The 22,203-nt window shown below is 33.1% G+C and carries 16 protein-coding genes; 7 read left to right on the top strand and 9 right to left on the bottom strand.

The genetic code is table 11. From position 1 onward, the window contains the following. Positions 1-153: 153 nt before the first annotated feature. Positions 154-687: a hypothetical protein gene (locus NLG42_RS07360; protein WP_257683374.1), complete on the top strand. Its 534-nt coding sequence runs from the start codon at positions 154-156 to the stop codon at positions 685-687. Here the strand turns inward: NLG42_RS07360 and NLG42_RS07355 are convergent, their stop codons facing one another. After that, the gene (locus tag NLG42_RS07355) at positions 688-1,131 is read right to left on the bottom strand and encodes a nucleoside deaminase (protein WP_089057496.1); all 444 of its coding nucleotides are present in this window, start codon (positions 1,129-1,131) and stop codon (positions 688-690) included. A 61-nt stretch (positions 1,132-1,192) separates the two neighbouring features. Here NLG42_RS07355 and NLG42_RS07350 point away from each other — a divergent pair, with 61 nt between their 5' ends. From NLG42_RS07350 to NLG42_RS07340, 3 genes are read left to right on the top strand one after another with little or no spacing between them, the layout of a single operon-like run. Beyond that, positions 1,193-2,164 (top strand): energy transducer TonB, encoded by a 972-nt coding sequence (locus NLG42_RS07350; RefSeq protein ID WP_257683373.1) that lies wholly within the window; start codon positions 1,193-1,195, stop codon positions 2,162-2,164. Between the two features lie 19 nt (positions 2,165-2,183). Beyond that, positions 2,184-3,971, top strand: coding sequence for a 1-deoxy-D-xylulose-5-phosphate synthase (locus NLG42_RS07345; protein ID WP_257683372.1), 1,788 nt, complete (start codon positions 2,184-2,186; stop codon positions 3,969-3,971). A 35-nt stretch (positions 3,972-4,006) separates the two neighbouring features. Then, complete coding sequence (locus NLG42_RS07340) at positions 4,007-5,008, top strand: DUF3078 domain-containing protein (RefSeq protein ID WP_089057493.1); 1,002 nt, start codon at positions 4,007-4,009, stop codon at positions 5,006-5,008. 93 nt (positions 5,009-5,101) lie between these two features. Here the strand turns inward: NLG42_RS07340 and NLG42_RS07335 are convergent, their stop codons facing one another. Together NLG42_RS07335 and NLG42_RS07330 are read right to left on the bottom strand one after the other, a co-directional pair. After that, positions 5,102-6,448: a deoxyguanosinetriphosphate triphosphohydrolase gene (locus tag NLG42_RS07335; RefSeq protein WP_257683371.1), complete on the bottom strand. Its 1,347-nt coding sequence runs from the start codon at positions 6,446-6,448 to the stop codon at positions 5,102-5,104. Between the two features lie 211 nt (positions 6,449-6,659). Beyond that, the gene (locus NLG42_RS07330) at positions 6,660-7,121 is read right to left on the bottom strand and encodes an Lrp/AsnC family transcriptional regulator (protein WP_089057491.1); all 462 of its coding nucleotides are present in this window, start codon (positions 7,119-7,121) and stop codon (positions 6,660-6,662) included. Positions 7,122-7,278: 157 nt separating this feature from the next. Between NLG42_RS07330 and metE the strand changes: the two genes are divergently transcribed. Continuing rightward, positions 7,279-9,600 (top strand): 5-methyltetrahydropteroyltriglutamate--homocysteine S-methyltransferase, encoded by a 2,322-nt coding sequence (gene metE / locus NLG42_RS07325; protein ID WP_257683370.1) that lies wholly within the window; start codon positions 7,279-7,281, stop codon positions 9,598-9,600. Between the two features lie 161 nt (positions 9,601-9,761). On the opposite strand, the gene NLG42_RS07320 is transcribed toward metE, so the two are convergent. Beyond that, positions 9,762-10,355 (bottom strand): outer membrane beta-barrel protein, encoded by a 594-nt coding sequence (locus tag NLG42_RS07320; protein WP_089057489.1) that lies wholly within the window; start codon positions 10,353-10,355, stop codon positions 9,762-9,764. A gap of 146 nt (positions 10,356-10,501) precedes the next feature. Here NLG42_RS07320 and gldA point away from each other — a divergent pair, with 146 nt between their 5' ends. Both gldA and NLG42_RS07310 read left to right on the top strand, forming a co-directional pair. Beyond that, on the top strand, positions 10,502-11,398 hold the full coding sequence (gldA, locus tag NLG42_RS07315; protein ID WP_257683369.1) for a gliding motility-associated ABC transporter ATP-binding subunit GldA: 897 nt from the start codon (positions 10,502-10,504) through the stop codon (positions 11,396-11,398). Between the two features lie 425 nt (positions 11,399-11,823). Continuing rightward, positions 11,824-13,947: a TonB-dependent receptor domain-containing protein gene (locus NLG42_RS07310; protein ID WP_257683368.1), complete on the top strand. Its 2,124-nt coding sequence runs from the start codon at positions 11,824-11,826 to the stop codon at positions 13,945-13,947. A gap of 330 nt (positions 13,948-14,277) precedes the next feature. Here the strand turns inward: NLG42_RS07310 and NLG42_RS07305 are convergent, their stop codons facing one another. The 5 genes from NLG42_RS07305 to NLG42_RS07285 all read right to left on the bottom strand — a co-directional run bounded on the left by NLG42_RS07305 (position 14,278) and on the right by NLG42_RS07285 (position 22,159). Further along, complete coding sequence (locus NLG42_RS07305; RefSeq protein ID WP_257683975.1) at positions 14,278-15,351, bottom strand: PepSY-associated TM helix domain-containing protein; 1,074 nt, start codon at positions 15,349-15,351, stop codon at positions 14,278-14,280. A 168-nt stretch (positions 15,352-15,519) separates the two neighbouring features. Then, entirely contained in the window at positions 15,520-16,764 is a 1,245-nt protein-coding gene (locus NLG42_RS07300) for a DUF4374 domain-containing protein (RefSeq protein WP_089057485.1), read from the bottom strand. Between the two features lie 35 nt (positions 16,765-16,799). Next, on the bottom strand, positions 16,800-19,145 hold the full coding sequence (locus NLG42_RS07295; protein ID WP_257683367.1) for a TonB-dependent receptor: 2,346 nt from the start codon (positions 19,143-19,145) through the stop codon (positions 16,800-16,802). Between the two features lie 292 nt (positions 19,146-19,437). Further along, positions 19,438-20,847, bottom strand: a complete 1,410-nt coding sequence (locus NLG42_RS07290; RefSeq protein WP_257683366.1) for a pyridoxal phosphate-dependent decarboxylase family protein — start codon at positions 20,845-20,847, stop codon at positions 19,438-19,440. An 88-nt stretch (positions 20,848-20,935) separates the two neighbouring features. Next, the gene (locus tag NLG42_RS07285; RefSeq protein WP_099720574.1) at positions 20,936-22,159 is read right to left on the bottom strand and encodes a dicarboxylate/amino acid:cation symporter; all 1,224 of its coding nucleotides are present in this window, start codon (positions 22,157-22,159) and stop codon (positions 20,936-20,938) included. Positions 22,160-22,203 lie beyond the last annotated feature (44 nt).

Below are 22,203 nucleotides of genomic sequence, written 5' to 3'. Positions count from 1 at the left end.
CAACAAATTACAAATTAAATAAGGATAAAAGTAATTTATTTTTTAATTTATTTAAGAAGAAAATTCGCTAATATTGATTATTTAACTTTTGTTGAAGTTTTACAAAAACGAATCATTAAATTATTAAATTAATGTTTTTAAACTTAGAGAAGAATGCCTGACAATTTAAATAGATATTCTATTGAAAATGAATTTATTATCAAAAATAAAAATGTAATTATATATCTGATGGGTGTTATAACATTTTTTATTTTGATTGCTTTTGCCGATTATTATGTTTTGCCCACTTCAAAAACTAATGATGTAATTACGCATTACACTATAAGAACTTCTGGAAAATCTAAACAAAAAGTTTCTTATCATTATTTTACACAAAAAGGATTTACTTTTTCTACAGCAAAAGAATTTATTGATGAAAATAATATTGCAATTGAAACTTCTTTATTGTTTAAATCTGTAACAACCGTAAAATCTAAGATAAGAAATTATACAAATCTACTTTCCAGCGGTTTAAGCATTAATGGAATTCAATTTTACACTTGCCTAATCCTGCTTTTTTCAATTGGAATAAGTATAAAAATATTGCTTTCGAAAAAAGGGTTTTCTGAAAACACATTTTACAATATCGTATGCTTTAATTCTTTTATGATCTTTATCTGTGTTTACATGGGAGGATATTTGTTTTAACTACTTACGTCTTTCCAAGAAAAAACGTTTCATTAAATCAGCCGCTTCATTTGCCATTATACCTGAAACTACTGTAGTTTTTGGATGTAGTTTTGTCCCCATAGTGATAAAACCGCGCTGTTCGTCACGAGCTCCAAAAACAATTTTCGAAATCTGACTCCAATACAAAGCTCCTGCGCACATTTGGCAAGGTTCCAGCGTTACATAAAGTGTACAATCTTTTAGGTATTTACCGCCTAGAAAATTGGCTGCAGCGGTTATCGACTGCATTTCGGCATGAGCCGTAACATCATTTAATAATTCTGTTAAATTATGACTTCTTGCTATTATTTTATCAGCAACAACAATTACAGCTCCAACAGGAATTTCGCCTTTTTCAAAAGCCATTTCAGCTTCCTGCAAAGCTTTTTTCATGAAGTACTCGTCGGTAAAAGGATTTATCATAGATGCAAAAATAAGGTTTTACTATTTATTTTTTATTACATTTAAATATTGAAATTCAAAAATGGAAAGAAAACTCAGAATAACAATTCCGGAACCTTGTACAGAAAATTGGGACAAAATGATTCCAAACAAAGAGGGGCGTTTTTGTTTGAGCTGTTCTAAAACGGTTATTGATTTCACATCTATGCTGCCCGAAGAAATTCAGCACTTTTTTACCCAAAATCAAAACAAAAGTATCTGCGGAAGAATAAAAAGATCTCAATTAGACTCGATTACAATCCAAATTCCTAGTCGCGTTTTTTATACACAAACTTATTTCCATAAAATATTTTTACTTGCTCTGTTTATTTCCATGGGAACTACTTTGTTCAGCTGTCAGGATAAGGATGGAAACAAACAAAAGATCGATAAAATTGAAATAATTGAAGATCCTGCAGTTCTAAAAACTAATGCTGGCGAAAAGCATGAAGCCGCTAATAATAAATCCTTAACTGCCAGCGAAACAAAATCCACAAAACGCAAAAGCAGGTCGTCGCTTAAAAAAGAAAAAACCTTCTCTTTCGCAAAAGCAAAATGTGAAGGACCAATGCCCACAGGTCCTTATGAGGACTATAGCGTTTATGGAGGTATGGGAATTGATGTTTTGCCTGACTACCCAGGAGGAATTAATATGTTTTACGAAATTTTTAAATCAGAATATAAAATCCCAAAAGAGTTAAAGAAATCTACCGGAGTAATAAAAATGTCTTTTGTCATTGAAAAAGATGGAAAACTAAATGAAATAAAAATCATTGAAGACCTCGGTTTAGGAACTGGGGAAGAAGCCATGCGGATTTTAGAAGAATCTAAAAAATGGACTCCAGGTGAAACCAATGGAAGAAAAGTTAGAACTTATTACAATCTACCTATCACACTTGAGCTTGATACTTTGAATCCAAAAAAAAGAAAAAGAAAATTTTCAAAAATTACCTCAATGCAAATTTTTAAAACTGGAGAGAGTAAGGAACAAACAGATTTAAATTTAAAACCGTAAATTTGCTTTTTTCCATACAATGAAAAGCGATTTACTTTCGAACATATATAATCCAGCTGATTTACGCGCACTTTCTGAGGCACAACTTCTACAAGTTGCACAAGAATTACGTCAATTTATAATTGAGGTTGTTTCTGTAAAAGAAGGTCATTTGGGAGCTAGTTTGGGCGTTATTGAACTTACGATTGCACTTCATTATGTTTTTAATACCCCGGATGATTTGCTGGTTTGGGATGTTGGTCATCAGGCTTACGGACATAAAATTCTGACGGAAAGAAGGGAAATTTTCCATACTAATAGACAAATCGACGGAATTTCTGGCTTTCCTAAACGAACCGAAAGTGTTTACGATACTTTTGGTGTTGGACATTCTTCAACTTCAATTTCTGCAGCACTCGGAATGGCGATTGCTTCAAAATTAAAAGGTGATTTCGATAAACAGCATATTGCAGTTATCGGAGATGCTTCTATTGCAAGCGGAATGGCTTTTGAAGGTTTAAATCATGCCGGAGTTACTGATGCCAATTTGTTGGTTATTTTAAATGATAATGCAATAGGAATTGATCCAAGTGTTGGTGCTCTTAAAAAATATCTTACTGCTGTAAAAGAAGGAAAAAATCCGAAGAAGAATAACATGATCAAATCTTTGAATTTTGATTATTCAGGACCAATAGACGGTCACGATCTTCCGAATTTAATCAAAGAATTGAATCGCTTAAAAAACATAAAGGGTCCAAAATTTCTTCATATTGTAACTACAAAAGGAAAGGGTTTACAGCAAGCTGAAGAAAATCAGGTAAAATATCATGCCCCTGGAAAATTTGATGCTTCGACAGGAGAAATCATTTTAAAATCTGAAGAAAATTTACCGCCTAAATTTCAAGACGTTTTTGGCTTAACCATTTTAGATTTAGCCAAAAAAAATGAAAAAATAATCGGAATCACACCTGCAATGCCCTCTGGAAGTTCATTAAAATTTATGATGGACGAATTGCCGGAACGTGCTTTTGATGTGGGAATTGCCGAACAGCATGCTGTAACGCTTGCAGCCGGAATGGCAACTCAAGGCATGATTGTATATTGCAATATTTATTCGACTTTTTTACAACGTGCTTATGACCAAGTTATTCATGATGTAGCTTTACAAAATTTACCTGTTATTTTTTGTCTGGACAGAGCAGGTTTAGTTGGCGAAGATGGCGCAACGCATCATGGTGTTTTTGATATAGCGTATCTGCGTTCTATTCCAAACATGATTATTTACGCACCTATCAATGAGATTGCTTTGCAAAACATTTTATATACTGCTCAACTAGGTCTAAATCATCCAATCGCAATTCGATATCCAAGAGGACGCGGCGTGCTGCCAAATTGGGAAGTAGAAAATTTCGGACATTATGAAAAAATTAAAATCGGGAAAGCAATTTGCTTAAAACAGGGAACAAAAACTGCTGTTTTATCGACTGGAACGATTGGAAATAATGTAATCGAAGCTCTACAACAAAGTACAAATTCAGAAACTATTGCGCATTACGATTTTCCCTTTATAAAACCCTTAGACAATGAGGCTTTACACTCGATATTATCTTCATTTGATAACATAATTACAATAGAAGACGGGGTAAAAAATGGTGGTTTTGGAAGCTCTATTTTAGAGTTTGCGGCCACAAATAATTTTAAAAATAACATCAATATTTTAGGAATTCCAGATGAGTTTATTGAGCACGGAACAGTAAACCAGTTACAACAATTGTGTAAAATTGACGTTAAAAATTTAATAAATCTTTTTTCTAATGAGCCAAAATAATTATTTTGCGGCACCAAAATATTAAAATAAACCTAATGAAATTAATACGTTCCACTCTTTTTATTCTTTTGTTTTTGTGTACAACTAAAAACTCTGCCCAACTTATACAAACAACAATAGATCCCAATAAAGCACCAAAACTGCCTTCAAATTGGGCAAAAAAAAATCAAGTAGGGTTTGATATTTCAGAAATTGCATTTGTGAATTGGAGTGCGGGGGGAACAAGTTCTATCTCTGGTTTGTTTAAAGGAGAATTTGGAAGAATTTACCAAAAAGGAAATCATAAATGGGCAAATGAGCTTATTGTAAAATACGGATTAAACAAGCAAGACGGAACTGAATTGCGTAAAACGGACGATGCTTTTCAACTAAACTCGACTTACGGATTTAGAAAAGATACGGTTTCAAATTGGTTTTACTCGGCCAAGTTTAATTTTAATACACAGTTTACCGACGGTTATAACTATCCTAATCGTGACATTGCTATCTCGAAACCTTTTGCACCTGCTTACATATTTCTTGGAGCTGGAGCTGAAAACTCGAATAAGAAGAAAAACAGAACTTTTTACTTCTCTCCTATTACATTAAAAACCACTTTGGTCTTAGATCAATATCTTGCAGATCAAGGTTCTTTTGGTGTTAAAAAAGCAGTTTATGCTACTGATCCTCTAGATCCAAATAATAAAATATTAATTGAAAGCGGTCAAAAGGTAAAAGCCGAATTTGGTATTCTTGTTACTGGCTATATGAAAAACGAAATCTATAAAAATGTCTTCTACGAAAACCGATTAAGTTTATATACCGATTATTTAAACCGATTTGGGAATGTCGATATTGATTATGATACTCGTTTAGATCTTGTTGTAAATGCTTATGTTAAAGCAAATATTGGTGTTCATTTAGTTTATGATGACGATATTAAAACCAAAAAAGATGTAATTGATCCTACTACAGGCGCAAAATCTCAAGTAAACGACGGACCTAGAATGCAATTACGCCAAGTTTTAGGAGTTGGTCTAGTTTATGCTTTTCAATAGTAAATTTTATTCTCAATCATAAGAAAATAAAACACCCCATAAATTATATTTATGGGGTGTTTTATTTTGGACAATAGCATAAAATGCTTCTATTTAATTCTTCTTACGTCCTTGAATAGTTTCATATAATTCTAAGGCATTTCCATCTGTTAGTAATGAAACATAATGACAAATGTGAAGCAGACGTTCGTACAAATTACCTTTATCTAAATGGTGTTTTTCTGGCAGCATTTTCAAGATTAATTTATCGTAGTTTGATGCTGTTCCGTCATATTTATTATTGAAAGCAGTTATAAATTTATCCAGCAAAGTTTGAATGATTTGATAACCCACGATTTCTTTCTCGATTACTTCGCGGCTCTGGTAAATTTTATCAACACTTAACTTGATAATATCATTCATTTGTGCTTTGTATTTACTTTTGTCTGTTAACGCAAAAGGGAAATTTCCTGCTAGAATAGCTTCTTCATTTTCAACAAATACATCTACAGCATCATTAATCAAAGCTCCAATTGCTAACGCTCTTAAATAACTAATTCTGTCTTCTTTTGTTTCCAGTAATTTATATTTAGAAACACCAATATTATCTTTTACCAATTTTATAAGATACTCTAGAGCATAATCTTCTGAAACTAAGCCAAGATTTATTCCGTCTTCAAAATCAATAATAGTATAGCAAATATCGTCTGCAGCTTCAACTAAATACGCCAAAGGATGTCTTTCAAAACCAATATCGCCATCTTCTTTATTTGCGATCATTCCCATGTCATGAGCAACTTCTTCAAAGAAAGACTTATCTGTTTGAAAGAAACCATATTTTTTATCTGCGATATTAGTAGTTGGCTTCTTCGGAAGACTTTCTTTAGGATATTTCATAAAAGCACCTAAAGTAGCGTATGAAATTCTAAGTCCGCCCTCAATTCCTGGACGACTTGCTGTTAACACTGAAAATCCGTTAGCATTTCCTTCAAAATCAATTAAATCCTGCCATTGTTTTGCCGTAAGTTTATCTTTGTATTTTAATCCCTTTCCGCTCGAGAAATACTCTCCAATTGCTTTTTCACCCGAATGTCCAAAAGGCGGATTTCCAATATCATGAGCCAATGACGCTGCGGCAACAATTGCCCCAAAATCATTCATATGATAACCGTGAATTTCTTTTAAATAAGGGTATTTTTCGATGATTTTTTTACCAACCAAACGTCCTAAAGAACGTCCAACAACAGAAACTTCTAAACTATGCGTAAGTCTTGTATGTACGAAATCTGTTTTAGAAAGCGGAATTACTTGTGTTTTATCTTGCAAACTTCTAAAAGCAGCCGAAAAGATAATTCGGTCATAATCGACCTCAAAACCTAATCGCGTGTCATCTTGTTCTACACGTAATCTTTTGCTTGTATCGCCTTGACGTTTTAATGATAAAAGTTGTTCCCAGTTCATTGTTTTATTTTAGATTGTAGATTATTTATTTTAGATTGAGGATCTAAATTGATGATTTAAGATTTCAAAAATACATTTTATTTTAGGATAAAATTGAATAAATATAGGCCGCAAATTAATTTGATTTAAATGTTTTGCTCGCTACGAATTTCGCGAATTAATGTAAGTTCAATGATTTATGTTAATTTGTAAAATTCGTGGCAAAATATTATTAAAACTCTAACGCCGTACTATGCTTAATTTCTCCCATTACAAAAATACTATTTGTGTTTCCGATGTTTTCAATCGTTGATAATTTGTTCATTACAAAATCCTGATAACTAGTCATGTCCTGAACTAGAATTTTTAGCATAAAATCATAATCGCCGGCAATGTTATAGCATTCTATAATTTCAGGAAGAGCGACAATATCTTTTACAAAATTGCTACCTACGTTTTTTGCGTGTTCTTTTAGTCGAACATTACAAAAAACAGTCATTCCGCGGTTCATTTTCTTCTTGTCAAGCAAGGCTACATATTTAGTAATATAACCATCTCTTTCCAGTCTTTTTATACGTTCGTAAACTGGCGTCACAGTCAGAAATAATTTACTTGCAAGGTCTTTTGTATTGATATTTGAGTTTTCCTGAAGGTGCTTTAAGATAAGCAAATCGGTTTTGTCTAGATTTTCCATAGTTTTTTTTACGGCTGAAGGTTCGTTTAAAAGATATTAACAGTAATAAAATCTTTAAAATTGAATTTTTAAAACGCATTTTACTGAAATAATAACCAAATATAAGTTATAAAATCTAATACAATAAATTTGCTCAGTAAAAAATACTGAAATCAAAATGAAAACAAATAATTTAGGTTATCCAAGAATTGGGAGCAACAGAGAGCTCAAAAAAGCCAGCGAACTTTATTGGGCAGGAAAAATTTCGGCAGACGAACTTATCGACGCGGGAAAAGAAATTCGAATTCAAAACTGGCATTTACAAGCTGAAGCCGGAGTTGATTTAATACCGTCTAATGATTTTTCTTTTTACGATCAGGTTTTAGATTTAACTCTGACTGTTGGAGCAATTCCAGAACGTTATCATGAATTAGCCAAAACAAATTCTGCTTTAGATTTGTATTTTGCAATGGCAAGAGGCGCGCAAAAAGACGGACAGGATGTTGTTGCAATGGAAATGACAAAATGGTTCGATACCAACTATCATTATATTGTTCCTGAGTTTACAAAGAACCAAAAATTCGAATTGTTTTCAGAAAAAGTAATCAACGAATTTAAAGAAGCAAATGCTTTAGGAGTTGCCACAAAACCAGTTTTAATTGGACCAATTTCATATTTGCTTTTAGGAAAAGAAAAGGAAGAAGGTTTTCACCGAATTGATCTTATTGATAAATTACTTCCTGTTTATTTCGAAATTTTCGAAAAACTACAAGCAGAAAACGCAGTATATATTCAGCTTGACGAACCTTTCTTAGCTTTAAATTTAACTGATAAAGAAAGAAACACTTTTACAAAAGTGTATAACGAAATCAATACTCGTTTTCCAAAACTTAAAATCATTTTAGCGAATTATTTTGATTGCTTTGGAGAAAATTTAGAAACGGCTTTGGCTTTACCAGTTGATACTTTCCATTTAGATTTAGTTCGTTGTCCGCTTCAATTAGATGACATTTTAGAATCTGGAAAATTAAATCCAAATGTAAATCTTTCATTAGGAGTTGTTGATGGAAGAAATATTTGGAAAAACGACTTCAAAAAATCATTAGAATTAATCAAAAAAGCGACTGAAGCTTTAGGCGAAAATAGAATTTTAGTGGCGCCGTCTTGTTCTTTAATTCACAGTCCGTGCGATCTAGATCTAGAAACAAACGATCAAACTCTGACGCCAGAAATTAAACAATGGCTGGCTTTTGCAAAACAAAAAATCAACGAGATTGTACTTTTAAAACAATTCGCTTCAAACGAAGTTGACACTAAAAGCTCAATTGATTTTGAGCAAAATGTAATTGCAAACGACAATCGTAAAACTTCAAAATTAATTCATAATAATGAGGTTAAAAATCGTGTTGCAGGAATTACAGCTTCAGATGATAAACGTAAAAGTATTTTTGCTACAAGAAGAAAAAGCCAGATTGAAGCTTTAAATCTGCCATTGTTTCCAACAACCACAATTGGATCTTTCCCTCAAACAGCTGAAGTGAGAAGCTGGAGAGCAAAATTCAAAAAAGGAGAATTAACCACAGAACAATACAACGATTTAATCGAAAAAGAAACTGAAGCTACAATTCGTTTTCAGGAAGAAACTGGAATTGATGTTCTAGTTCACGGAGAATTCGAACGTAATGATATGGTGGAATATTTTGGAGAACAACTAGCCGGATTTACGTTTACCAAAAATGGCTGGGTTCAAAGTTACGGGAGCCGTTGTGTAAAACCGCCAGTTATTTATGGTGACGTTTCAAGACCAACTCCTATGACTGTAAAATGGTCTAAATATGCGCAGTCTTTAACTTCAAAATGGGTAAAAGGAATGCTTACAGGCCCTGTAACAATTTTGCAATGGTCATTTGTTCGTAACGATCAGCCGCGTTCTGAAACTTGTACACAAATCGCATTAGCAATTCGTGACGAAGTTGTGGATTTAGAGAAAGCCGGAATCAAAATTATCCAAATCGATGAACCCGCAATTCGCGAAGGTTTGCCTTTACGAAAAGAAGAATGGGCGAACTATTTAGATTGGGCTGTAAAAGCTTTTAGAATTTCTGCAAGCGGTGTAAACGATGATACGCAAATTCACACACATATGTGTTACAGCGAATTCAACGACATTATTCAGAACATTGCAGACATGGATGCCGATGTTATTACAATCGAGTGTTCTCGTTCGCAAATGGAACTTTTAGATGCATTTGCTAACTTTAAATATCCAAACGAAATTGGACCTGGAGTTTATGATATTCATTCACCTCGAGTGCCATCAAGCACAGAAATGGTTCGTTTGTTAGAAAAAGCTTCGGCTGTAATTCCGGTAGATCAGCTTTGGGTAAATCCAGATTGCGGTTTAAAAACTCGTCATTGGGATGAAACTAAAAAAGCTTTGATCGAAATGGTTGCTGCTGCTCAGGAAATGAGAGCTGCTGTTGAAAATCCTGTTGTGTAATAGTTTTACCTAGAATATATTTTTGTTTTTTATGCCAGTATGTGAGACCGAATTTAGTTATGATTCGTTTCGGTTTCACTTTTGCTGGCATTTCTATTTAAACAAAAAAAGCATCCGCCGCGGCGGATGCTCTTCTCGAAATTGAATTTATATATTTCAGATTAGAAATTCTTTGAAATTCCCACAGAAAATGCTTTTCCGAAAGTGAAATTGAAGTTTTTAACATTGTCTCCATTTCCATTATTTCCGTCATAATTTAAAGTATTGTACCCTAAACCTCCAATGTTGAAGTTTAAACCAAATCCTTTATTTACATTAATAAAAATCGCCGGTGTAACTCCAATATAAAAACCGTCACCTTCATTTATTGTTGATAATGGTCCAACAGAGTTTGTTGTTTTTCTATTTTGATACCCAACTCCTAAATCAGCATAAGCAGAGAAAGTTTGGTTTAATGGTTTTGAGTAACGTAAAAAACCTCCTAAAGAGAAACTATTTAATTTGCTCTCTGTATTATTACTAAACTCTCTTTTAGCAGTACCAACTCCAGCTTCGATACCCGCTGTCCAGTTTTGGTGAAATTGATAACCTACTTTAGGCGAAAAAGTAAAAGAATTAGTTTTGTCTTCTGATCCAGAATTTGAAACGTTTTGAGAATTATACTCAATACTTCCCATTACTAAAATGGATCCTTTTTTTTGTGCAGTTGCAAAAGTGCAGATAGCCAAAGCTGCTATCACTAAAAATTTTTTCATGATTTGGGTTTGTTTTAATTTAGCATTCCTTTAACAACAACAATGCCGTGAATCTATTGGGTTTTATTTATTTTATGGTTTCTTTAAAAGACAAATTTTAGCAATCAAGATTATTTCTGTTTACTTTTGTAGCAAATAAAAAGTCTATGTCGATCGAAGTTAACAACATATCAAAAAGTTACGGAACTCAAAAAGCACTGAACGAAATTTCATTCTCTATTCAAAAAGGAGAAATCGTTGGATTTCTTGGTCCAAACGGAGCGGGAAAATCTACTTTAATGAAAATTTTGACTACGTATTTACTTGCCGACGACGGCTCAGCCCTTGTAAACGGTCACGATGTCATGACGAATGCAAAAGCGGTGCAGCGTTCTATTGGATATTTACCAGAACATAATCCGTTGTATTTAGATTTGTATGTTCGTGAGTATTTGGCTTTTAATGCCGATGTTTATCAGGTTCCAAAATCAAGAATCGAAGAAGTAATTCAACTGACAGGACTGTCAACTGAAAGCCATAAAAAAATAGGACAATTATCAAAAGGATATCGCCAGCGTGTGGGACTTGCAAATGCTTTACTGCATAATCCTGATGTTTTAATTTTAGATGAACCAACTACTGGTCTAGACCCTAACCAGTTAATGGAAATACGAAATGTAATCAAAAATGTTGGTAAAGATAAAACTGTTTTTTTATCAACTCATATCATGCAAGAGGTTGAAGCTATTTGTGATCGTGTCATAATTATTGACAAAGGAAATATTGTTGCTGATAACAAATTAGATCATCTTGTTTCTACAAATAAAGAGCAAGTTATTGAGGTTGAGTTTGATTATCAAGTTGAAGAGCAGCTTTTAGCAAGGCTTGAAAATATTGCTTCGTACAAAAATACGCATGACATGACGTGGGAACTTACTTTTGTTACTGAAAAAGATATGCGCCCTGCCATTTTTGATTTTGCCAATGAAAACGGCTTAAAAACACTGCAATTAAATCAAAAAAATAAAAACTTAGAAGCTGTATTTAGAGAAATTACCAAGTAGTTTTCGATCTCGGTTTTCAGTTTCAGCTTATCAACAAAACCAGTTTATTCTTGTACAGAATAGACTGGTTTTCTGTTTTATAAAATCTTCAAAAGAAACGATTAACAGTTCTAAAATCATTATTTATACGTTCTGAGTCGCAAAAACAACATTGAAACCCAATTCATCTTCTCTCGTTATCAATGGTTTACAATTAAAAGTGTCAAATTTGAATTATTTTTATTTAGACTTGATATAAATAGTGTTATATTTGCAGGATCAATCTCAATAATACTGCACAAATGCCACATTTATTTCACTTCATAATGTCTCTTTTTTATCCCTTTTATAATTACGTTGAACGTTTCAAAAAATTACTTTCAGATAAAATCGAACAAATCGTTTTACATTAAAAAAACAACTCATCTATAAAAGCACAAAACGACATGAAGAACATTTTAACCTCTATTATGCTCGCGTTTTCCGTATATTCCTATTCACAGACAGAAAAAGAAAAAGACAGTCTGGTTGAAACATCTATTAATGTTTTAGATGAAATTGTAATTACAAAAAAGAAAGTTTTATATACTCAAAAATCAGATCGTCTGGTTTTTAATGTCGAAAACAGTATTGTATCTGAAGGTGGTACAGCGCTGGATGTTTTATCTCGTGCTCCTGGAGTAGTAGTTTCTCAGGACGGCGATTTGTCTATTCGAGGACAACAGGGTGTCGCTGTTATGATTAATGGTAAATTAACGCAGCTTTCTCAAAAAGAATTGGCTAATTACTTAAAATCAACCACTTCTTCAAATATTAAACAAATTGAAGTTATAACGAATCCTTCTTCTAAATATGATGCAGCCGGAAAAGCCGGAATTATAAATATTATTCTAAAAAAACCAAGTACTTCAGGGATAAAAGGAACTGCGTTTGCGAGTTATGGCCGCGGACGAAAAAACAGAACTAATTCTGGGGTTAACTTAAGTTACAATAAGGACAAATTTGGCGTTTATGGCAATTACAGCTACACTTTTAGAGGTGAAGAGGAACGCAAAGAATTTAACCAAACGCAATATACAGATATAACGCGTCAGCAAATTGACACTAAAAATTATCAAACCTCAACTACAGACGAACCGCTTACTTCGAATAACTTTAAAATTGGAACTACTTATGAAGTTTCTCCTAAAACGAATTTAGAGTTTTATGTTGATGCTAAATTGGGGTGTTATGAAAATATCGCCAACGGTCGAAACTCTTTGAGCAATGCCCAAAATCAACTGCTTTTTGATGCTTCAACATACAACGACAGTAAAGAAAAATGGAATGATTACACGTATGCGTTCTCTGGAGTTCATAAGTTTAATACGGAAGGAAAAAATATGTCTTTTGACTTTGAATACGAAACTTCAAAATTTAGATCAAATCAATTTCAGAGTGCACAAAATATAGATCCTTCAAACCCAAATGATATTAATGATAGAAGAGGTTTTATTCCGTCACAATTAAAAGTTTTTACAGGAAAAGTAGATTTTACTAATCCATTAAAAGAGAAACAATCTATCGAATGGGGTTTTAAAGCGAGCTTAAAAAACAATGATAATCCATCGGTTTATGAATATAATGACAATAACCAATGGATAATTGATCTTAATTCAACCAATCATTTTGAGTACAAAGAACAAATTTATGCGGCGTATGCCAATTACAAATATCAAATTGGAGATTTAAACATTCAAGGTGGTTTACGTTCTGAATATACGGCAATTAATATCTTACAAAGAACTTTAAACGAGGAGCACAAAGACGATTATTTAAAATGGTTCCCGAGTCTTTCTTTAAAATATGAACTTACAAGCAATCATTCTGTTCATGCTTCTTACAGCAAAAGAATAAACAGACCGAGTCAATTTGATTTGAATCCGTTTCGTTTTTATGATGATTCATTCAATTACTCTCAAGGAAATCCAAATTTAGTTCCTGAAATTACGCATGCTGCCGAAATTGGATATGCTTGGAAAAGCAATTTCATGTCTTCATTGTATTTCAACAGCACTAAAGATGTTTTTACGGAAGTTTATACTTATGATCCGAGTAATAACACAACTGTTACTTCTCAGATAAATGTATCAAAATCTTATAATTATGGAGCAAACATTACTCATACAGCAGAACTTTACAAGTTTTGGTCTATAAATACTCTTTTCAATATTTTCGAAAATAGATTTATGGGCAACATCGTAAACTCTGATACTATTGATCCAATTGTTACGCTAAACTTAAGTGTACAGAATTCGTTCACAATAACTGAAAGTTTGAAAGCTGAAGCTAACGCTCAGTATCAATCAAAATCGAACCTTGGCGTTTATCAACGTGACGGCTTTTTTGATTTCAGCATTGGAATTTCAAAACAAGTTCTGGCAAACAAAGGAAGTATAAAACTAAATGTTACTGATATTTTTAATACTAACAATTTTTACATTAACTCAACAGTCGGGCAGACTGCTATTAATAAACGATACGATCTAGATAATCGCATTGCGACATTATCTTTTACTTATAGAATTTAAGATCCCTTGAATTTGTTTTTGTTTTTTATTTTTTTTTGAATGAGAGGAGCCTGCTAAAAGCAGGCTCTTTTTGTTTTTAAAGATATTATGCAAAGCAGTAAATAATCACACATTTATAAGGCCGAATGAAGTCAGAGTTGTCATACTGAGCGAATTCGAAGCTCATATATACTAAATCACTATGTTGGCTTCGAATTCGCTCATCCTGATAATATGATTGTTTATTTTCTTTATTTTAAAACAAAAAAAAGTCTCTTGCAGAATATTATTTCTTGCAAAAGACTTTCAACCAACTAACCAAACAAATAGAAACTTAAAAAGTACTCAATGTTATTTTTTTTGTTTTTTCTTTCTTCCCCACCAGATGTAAAAACCTGTAACAGGAAGACTTGCGCATATTAAACTTGCTGTAAAATAAATAATCTTTGTAGTCAATCCGCCTATTGCGCCAATATGAAGACTATAATTTGATCTCATTAACCAATCTGAGAATCGTTCGTCACTAATGTATTTTTCAGATTTTGGAAGTAGTTCTAATGTTTTAGAATCAAAATATAAATCCCTCCAAATTCCTTTATACATATCTGTGCAAGCATAATAATCGTCTTTGGGTTCATCAGGAAAATGAATGATAACAGCTTCTTTATTTTCCTTAGCAATTTCTGTCCGCACCTTTTTCCAGATAAAATCGGCTCCAGCCAGCTTATCGATTTGCTGTTTATAAATTGTATCATTTTTAACCGAAACAATCTGTTCTTTTTTGTCCTTTTCATCAGCCCAGCCTCCGCTTATCCAATAAGTGCTTTCGCGAAGCCAATGAAAGCTCATTAATAATCCTGTAAAAGAAATCAGTAAGGCTAAAATGACGACATAAAATCCCATAACGTTATGCAAGTCATAATTTAGACGTTTGATTTTGGCGCTCCATTTTATTTTAAAACTGTTGTTAACCGTTGTTTTATTCCATTTTTTTGGAAACCAAAGTACAAGTCCGCTTATCAATAAAAAGAAAAAAATGAAAGTTGCCCAAGCCGTTATCTGCGCTCCTATTTCACGCTCCAGCCAAAGATTTCGATGTCCTTCATCGATAATATGAAAAAAATCTTCGTGATCGACCATTCCCGTAATTTTGCCGTTATACGGATTTACATAAATCAATGAATCAGATTCAATATCAACTTTAACTGATTTGTCTAAGCCGTTATACCATACTCCATGAATTTCTTTATTTGGCAGTACTTTTTGAACGGCAGCGTAAATTTTTGAAGGTGGCAGCAGTTTTTCTGGGCTTTGTGCTTCAACATTTAAGTATGGTGAAGTCAACTCTTTTATTTCGTGTTCAAAAACTAAAATGCAACCTGTAATTGCCATTATGAACACAATTATTCCAGAAGCAAGACCCAGCCATAAATGCAGTCAGGCATTAATTTTACTAAAACGTGATTTTCCTTTATTTGGCGGTTTACCCGTTCGGCTTTTAATAGCAGTCATTGAAATTATAATTTAATAAAAATAAAAAAATGGCTTGAGCATCTTTTAAGATACTTCAAGCCATCTATAATAGATTAGAATTTAGAAAGTAAGTTTACCAATTGTTGGTAAATAAAGACCTTCTTTAATAAGAGCTCCAGCTTTTGCATTACCTGTTGCAATATCAATTTGATAAACACGAGCTTCATTGCCGGTTACGAAACTTTTGTAAGCTTTACCGTTTTCAACAAACAAACTTCCAACTCCAAAAAACTCATCACCACCATGATCAGGTAATCCTGTAACTGCTAAAACAGTTTTTGCTGATAAGTCAAGAATTGCTGACTTGAATATGGTTTGTGTGCTTAAGAAACTATAAACTGATTTTCCTGGATCAACAGAAGCAGGAATATAAGAGATAAAAACTTTCTCTCCTCCTAATGGATAAGCTGCTAAAACTTTTCCTTTAATAGTACTTGCTTCAAGATCAAAGAAATATCCGGGATCAAATTTAGCATCTCCTTTTTTAATACGTAAAACTCCAGAAGCTGCAGCTGTAACTGGATAACCTCCTGCACGTGCATTAGATGAAAAAGTATAGATATCTCCAGATTCAGTTTGTACAATTCCTGTATTAGTATAGTACATTCCAATTGCAGTTGTTCTAGTATCTTTTATTGTTGTTACATATTCTAAAGAAGGGTATTTGTAAACTCTCACAACCGCATCTGAAGATAATACTACATTTTTCTTCTCGCTTACATCTTTAGTGTAAACAGGAACAAAAAGTTTGTCGCCAGAAACTGCAGCTCCAGTTGGCCAATATAATATGTTTTTATTTCCAGGAGTTACACTAAAATCATTAAACTTACGACCATCGATTGAAACCGTTGCTGGATTGTAAATCATAAGTTCGTAATCAGACGAACTTCCGTCCCACGTAGCACCAATATTGATCATTTTTTTATCATCAGTATAACCTACAGCGTAAGATGATTCGAAAGCTAGTTTTCCGCCTTGAACTAGTTTTCCTGCGCTGTTAAGATGAAATGAAACTGATCCTTCATCTCCTGTACTCAATGCAAAAAAAGTATTTTGCACTGGAAAACAGCTTCCTTCTTGCTCAATTCCAACTCCTTTAGCACTGATTTCGCCAGTCATTAATTGATCTGTAGAGTTAAAATCTAATATATATTGTGTGTAATCGTCTAACCAATATGATGCAACGTATTTTGCACCATTTACAGCTGGTTCCTCTTTTGAAGATGAATCATCGCTGCTGCATGAAAAAATAGATAATGACAGAAAGCCCAATGCAAAGCATTTTGCGAATTTGTTTACTAACATGATTATAATTATTAAGGGTTATTATTAAAATTTAATTACTGAAGAAAATATCTGAACTTAACAGCAAAAGCACGTCCTGGCTTTTGAACTTTAAAGTAGTCGTAGACTTTAACATCAGTAATATTTCTACATTCGAATGCGAGATTGTATTTTCCTTTCAAAAATGAATAGGCAACCATTGCATTCTGGGTAAATTGTTCTGGAATTGCTTTTTTAGTCTCTAACTCGCCTAAAACCGGCCAAGTCAAATAAAATGCATCGATATAATTTGCGCTCACATTCAAAGAAAGTTTGTCTCCTTGATATTTGACATTTTTAAAATTAAAAGTCAAATCAGCATTTCCGTAAAAAATTGGAACGTTTGGCAACTGCGCATCATACAAAGCATCTGGACTTGTTGTTCCTGTTTTGTATTTGTTTTTATTAAGGCTTTTTTGATATGTTGCATTTACCTCGAACGTAAGTAAATCTGTGTAACCGTATCTAAGAACCCCATCAATACCTGATACTTGTACATTTTGCAAGTTTTCATATACCGTTTTATCACCATCTTGTTTTTCTCTAATAAAATCTTTTGCTTCTCTGTATATTAAACTAGTTTCAGCATTAAAGTGATTTTTTTCTTTTTGAAGAATAAAAGCAAGTCCTAAATTTGCGTTGTCACTGCTTTCTGGTTTTAAGCCAATGTTACTGTTTACAGTTAAACCATCTCCAAGCATTTCGATTGCAGCCGGCAAACGATAAGCATGTTCATAAGATCCTTTTATTTGTAATTTATCCGATAAATAATAAGCTGTAGTAGCTCCATAACCGTAATTAGTCGATGTCGTTGATTGCGTTATTCCGCCAGAAAGCATTTTGGTTTCTAAATCAAACATTTTTCCAAATGCAGAAATTGCCAATCGATTATCTAAACCGCTGAAGTTATAACCCAATCCTAGAATGTTCTTATTAATTGTAGGCTCTCCAAGTTCAATTACAGTTAAATATTCATCTGTTTCTTTACGTTTATAGCCTAAATAAGAATAATTTACTGCCAGCGAATGCTGTTCATTCAATTGGTATTTTAAATTAGTAGTCAACTGGGCATTTTCTTCATCATAAACATAAATACTCTTGTTTCCCAGCTCTCCTTTATCACTGTTTCCTGCAAATTGCCTGTAAACATAATTCCCTGTCCAATCATACACTCTTGAAGATGTATCTACAGATCTGTTGTTTACCAAAGCGTATGTACTGTTTACATTTAGTGATAATCCTTTAGTAAAAAGATTATCTTTTTTATATTTTAAAGAAGTAATAAAACTTTCACTGTCTGTAAATGCTTGTCCAACCACTTTTTGCATAGATCTTCCCTGCTGAATTTCCTTTTTATTGCCAGACATAGCAAAACCAACAAGCAAATAATCGGCAAAGCTTTTATTCTTAAATCCCGCTTCGGCCATTATAGTTCCAGACTTGTAACCATCATGAAAGTGTTTGTATTTTTGTTCTGGTAAAAACTTCGAGGTATTTTTATCAACAATACTTACGTCTACTTTATAATCGTTATCCGAGTAATTTGCAAAAGCATTAATATTAGCAATAAACCCATCTTTGCCCGAAAATCTTGTGTTTACGGCCGCTCTATGAGTATTAAAAGAACCATAACTGTAAGAAGCATCAATATAGCGGTTTACGTTTTTATTCGTAATAATATTTACTGCGCCTCCCAAAGCGTCTGCGCCCAATTCTACAGGAACAACACCTTTGTAAACATCGATTCTTTCAGCCATATTTACCGGAATATTATTTAAAGTAAGCGACGAACCATAACTATCCATTGGTACTCCGTCAAGAAAAAATTTAACCTGATTTCCAGAGAAACCGTTTAATGAAAAGTTAAACGCAGATCCCAATCCTCCATATTCACGAATACGTACACCTGTAGTTTTATTCAAAACCTGATTTAAATCGGCAGTTGTATTGTATGTTTTTTTAAGATCTACAGAAGTAATATTGTACGCCTGCTCTCTGGCACGCTGTACTTTAGACTTTCCTTTTACAGCAACTTCATTTAAAGCAGCCATATCCTCCTCTATCGTAACATTCTGAGTTGGTTTGCTTCCTTGTTTAAGCGAAACTGCGGCTTCTATTGTTTTATAACCAACATGACTAATCAATAAAATATAGTCTCCGCTATCTCCGCTAATTTTATATTCTCCTTTGTTATTAGTTAGTGCTGCGTAAACGGTTCCTTTTAGTGCTACTGAAACTCCTTCAGCTGGTTTGCCTTGATTTGTTAAAATAACTCCGGTTAAGTTTACTTTGTTTTTTTGTGAGTACCCTTGAAGTGAGGTAAAAATAATCGTGATCAAGAGTAATAATCTACTTATTTGCATCAGATAAATATGGTTTGAAAATTAAATTGACAACAAACTTAGACTCTTTCAACAGCTTTTCCAAACTATTTTTAATTATTCTAAATAAGAATAATAATTAACTTTTAAACTTAAGAATCAATAAAAAAAATAGCGTTCCTTAGTCAATAATTAACTTTAGCTTAAGATTTGATTAAGATCTTTAATCATAAAAGTTAAATTACAAAACACTTTTTTAAGGAAAAACAGCGTTTTGCGCATAAAAAAAGCCCGCTTAATACATAAACGGGCTTCAAAAATTCTATTTTAAGACTTATAAATCCAAATCTGAAATTATATTTTTCATTTCTTCTATTACAATTTTAATATCTTCTTCGGCAGTTCTCCAATTTACAAATGATGCTCTGATACCTTTTTTATTTTGATAAACAGTTGGTGTCATAAATACTTTTCCTGTATCATTTAGCTGCGTTAAAAATTGAGCAACTTTATCTTGATTTTCATCTCCTTTTAAAGTAAAGCAAACATTATTTAACCGAATTGGAGCAAGAAGTTCAAAACGGCCGTCTTCAATAAGCTCATTTCCAAAATGCAGCGCAAGTAAAGCACTTTTTTCAATAATATCGCAAAATCCTTCTTTTCCGTAAGCCACTAAAGAAAACCAAACCGGCAAAGCTCTTAAACGACGCGAGTTTTCTGGAAGAACGTTTAGATAATTAAAATTTTCAAGCGCATTTCCTAAATAAGGAGCATTCAAATTTTGAAACGTTTCGATTTGCAGATTAATATGTTCTTTTTTAACCAAATAAAATGCGCTTTCGTAAGGAACATTCAGCCATTTATGACAATCAACAGCAATACTGTCTGCACCCTGCCAGCCTTCTACATAATGCTTATATTTATCTGAAACTGCAGCGAAACCACCAAAAGCCGCATCGATATGCCACCAGAAATTATATTTCGATCTAAGAGCTGAAATCTCTTTAAAATCATCAAAATCGGCTGTATTTACGGTTCCTGCACTAGAAATTAAGATAAAAGGTTTCCCATTTAATTCTTTTATTTTTGTTTCTAAATCAACAGTATCAATTGCTTCACGGTTACCTTCAATTGTTTTTACAACTGTATAATTCTGGCTTCCAATTCCTAACATTGATAATGTTTTTAAAGAAGACGAATGCGGCATTGCTGTCAATATATTGATCGTTTCTGAAATTCCATTCTTAGCAAAATCTTTACCCAATTGTTTTCCAAACCATTGTCTCGCTACTCCTAAACAAGTAAAATTTGACATAGTTGCTCCGGTAACAAATCCGCCCATGAATGTATCAGGAAGTTCTAGTAATTGTAGTAATAAATGAATGGTTTCAAATTCTATTAATGCCGAATTTCCGCCCTGCGCCACAACCGCCTGCGTATTCTGATCGTAAATCGACGACAGCCAATCGCCTACAATTGAAGCGGGAGTCGATCCTCCAGTTACAAAACCCCAATAACGCGGACCTGGCGAAGAAACTAATAAAGGAACTAATCTTTTATTAAATTCTATTAAAGCCTCTTCAGAGCCCAAACCTAATTCGTTTAAAGCACGGTTTGTATCTACTTTATTTTTGCTTGAAGTTGGAATATTTTCAAGATTGTTCAAGAAATCAATTCCTTGTTGTTTTGCTTTTTCTAAGATAACTTCGAAATTTTTTAGATCATGCTGCAGTATTGAATTCATATTATATAGTATTGGTTTTCATACTGATTTTTCAGTAGAAAACAGGTTAATTAATATTTAATGTGAAAATGTAAAACTTACCGTAAAGCTACCATTTGGTCTTTTCAGAAAATCTGGAAACCATCATAGAACAAATTACGTCTCCATTTGCATTTAGTAAAGTAGCAATTGGATCAACCAGAGTTCCTAAAATCATAGCAACCGGTAACGCCTGTTCCATTGGAAAACCATAAACGGTGATGGCTAAAACTTCTCCTATATAACCTCCGTTTGGAATTCCGCCTTCGACAATCGAAACAATAATTGTAATTCCGAGTGCCAAAAGTATGGTTGAAGGTTCTGTAAATTCTTTTCCAAACATGGCAAATAAAAAGGTTATTTTTAAAATAGATGACATACTCGATCCATCTTTATGCAAAGGTGCTCCAAGTGGAATCACCAAATTACGAACATGTGCCGGAATTCCCATTTTTTGTGCAGCATCGAGATTTGCAGGAATCGTTGCAATACTGCTGCAAGTTCCAACTGCAGTTAATGAAGCGGTTACATTATTGCTCCAAAAAACTTTGAAAGCTCTTTTTCCACCGGCAACAAGTGCATACAAACTAAAAAACACAAAGAAATAAAAGATGCAGGCCGCATAATAAACAGCCATAGGTTTTGCATAAACTCCAAACAACTGCGGTCCAAAAATACCAACCTGATAAGCAAAATAAGCTCCTAAACCAATTGGAGCAAATTTCATTATAATATTCAAAAGCTGTTTCATTACCTCGTTTCCTGAATCAAGAAAACTTTTGAAAGCATTTCCTTTTTCACCAGATTGTAATGTGGCAAAGCCTATTAAAAATGAGAATATAATAAGTGCCAACATACTTTTTCGAGACAATAATTCGAAGAAATCATTTGCTGTAAGCAATTTTGCAATTTGATCTCCAGCTGATCCAGATTGAATGTTTTCAAACGGAACTTTGGTAATGGCAATATCCTGATGAATTGGAAAAAGATAAACGGCACAGATCATTACAATGCCAGAAATTAGAATTGTCGCGAGAAAAACCAATATCATTATAACAAACAGTTTTCCAAGTTTCTCTGTTTTTTCCAAATTGGCAATTGAAGAACCAATCGTAAAAAAGATAAGCGGAATAATTGCCGTAAAAAGTAAATTCAGAAATATATCACCAATCGGTTTTATTATCAAAACTTTTTCTCCAAATACCAATCCTAAAATACTTCCTATAATAATACCGCCAAGAAGCAAAAGTATGCTGCTGTAACTCTGTAAAAAATTGATTTTCTTAACTTCCATAATTGTAAAGGATTATAATTCCGAAAGATTAATAATAAAAAACG

Source organism: Flavobacterium plurextorum, from assembly GCF_024638035.1.
Taxonomy (GTDB): domain Bacteria; phylum Bacteroidota; class Bacteroidia; order Flavobacteriales; family Flavobacteriaceae; genus Flavobacterium; species Flavobacterium plurextorum.
This window is presented reverse-complemented; position numbering and strand designations above follow the sequence as displayed.